The organism is Enterobacter sp. WCHEn045836, from assembly GCF_003965585.1.
In the GTDB taxonomy this organism is placed as follows: domain Bacteria; phylum Pseudomonadota; class Gammaproteobacteria; order Enterobacterales; family Enterobacteriaceae; genus Enterobacter; species Enterobacter dissolvens.
In genome coordinates this window covers 1-1,497 of sequence record NZ_RXPT01000043.1, presented here as the reverse complement: position 1 = coordinate 1,497, position 1,497 = coordinate 1, and the positions used below count along the sequence as shown (strand labels likewise).

Annotated in this window: 2 rRNA genes; both read left to right on the top strand. The window is 53.6% G+C overall.

The features are described 5' to 3' along the window. Window positions 1-1,310 (top strand): 23S ribosomal RNA (locus tag EKN38_RS25625); the annotation flags it as partial. Between the two features lie 69 nt (window positions 1,311-1,379). Next, window positions 1,380-1,495 (top strand): 5S ribosomal RNA (gene rrf, locus EKN38_RS25620). The last annotated feature ends 2 nt before the right edge of the window (window positions 1,496-1,497 follow it).

Sequence of the window (1,497 nt, the reverse complement as noted above, 5' to 3'; positions counted from 1 at the left end):
AAATCGTACCCCAAACCGACACAGGTGGTCAGGTAGAGAATACCAAGGCGCTTGAGAGAACTCGGGTGAAGGAACTAGGCAAAATGGTGCCGTAACTTCGGGAGAAGGCACGCTGATATGTAGGTGAAGCCCCTGCGGGTGGAGCTGAAATCAGTCGAAGATACCAGCTGGCTGCAACTGTTTATTAAAAACACAGCACTGTGCAAACACGAAAGTGGACGTATACGGTGTGACGCCTGCCCGGTGCCGGAAGGTTAATTGATGGGGTTAGCGGCAACGCGAAGCTCTTGATCGAAGCCCCGGTAAACGGCGGCCGTAACTATAACGGTCCTAAGGTAGCGAAATTCCTTGTCGGGTAAGTTCCGACCTGCACGAATGGCGTAATGATGGCCAGGCTGTCTCCACCCGAGACTCAGTGAAATTGAACTCGCTGTGAAGATGCAGTGTACCCGCGGCAAGACGGAAAGACCCCGTGAACCTTTACTATAGCTTGACACTGAACACTGGTCCTTGATGTGTAGGATAGGTGGGAGGCTTTGAAGCGTGGACGCCAGTCTGCGTGGAGCCAACCTTGAAATACCACCCTTTAATGGCTGGTGTTCTAACGTAGACCCGTAATCCGGGTTGCGGACAGTGTCTGGTGGGTAGTTTGACTGGGGCGGTCTCCTCCCAAAGAGTAACGGAGGAGCACGAAGGTTAGCTAATCCTGGTCGGACATCAGGAGGTTAGTGCAATGGCATAAGCTAGCTTGACTGCGAGAGTGACGGCTCGAGCAGGTGCGAAAGCAGGTCATAGTGATCCGGTGGTTCTGAATGGAAGGGCCATCGCTCAACGGATAAAAGGTACTCCGGGGATAACAGGCTGATACCGCCCAAGAGTTCATATCGACGGCGGTGTTTGGCACCTCGATGTCGGCTCATCACATCCTGGGGCTGAAGTAGGTCCCAAGGGTATGGCTGTTCGCCATTTAAAGTGGTACGCGAGCTGGGTTTAGAACGTCGTGAGACAGTTCGGTCCCTATCTGCCGTGGGCGCTGGAGAATTGAGGGGGGCTGCTCCTAGTACGAGAGGACCGGAGTGGACGCATCACTGGTGTTCGGGTTGTCATGCCAATGGCACTGCCCGGTAGCTAAATGCGGAAGAGATAAGTGCTGAAAGCATCTAAGCACGAAACTTGCCCCGAGATGAGTTCTCCCTGAGACTTAAAGTCTCCTGAAGGAACGTTGAAGACGACGACGTTGATAGGTCGGGTGTGTAAGCGCAGCGATGCGTTGAGCTAACCGATACTAATGAACCGTGAGGCTTAACCTTACAACGCCGAAGCTGTTTTGGCGGTGAGAGACAGAAGATTTTCAGCCTGATACAGATTAACAGAATTTGCCTGGCGGCTTTAGCGCGGTGGTCCCACCTGACCCCATGCCGAACTCAGAAGTGAAACGCCGTAGCGCCGATGGTAGTGTGGGGTCTCCCCATGTGAGAGTAGGGAACTGCCAGGCAT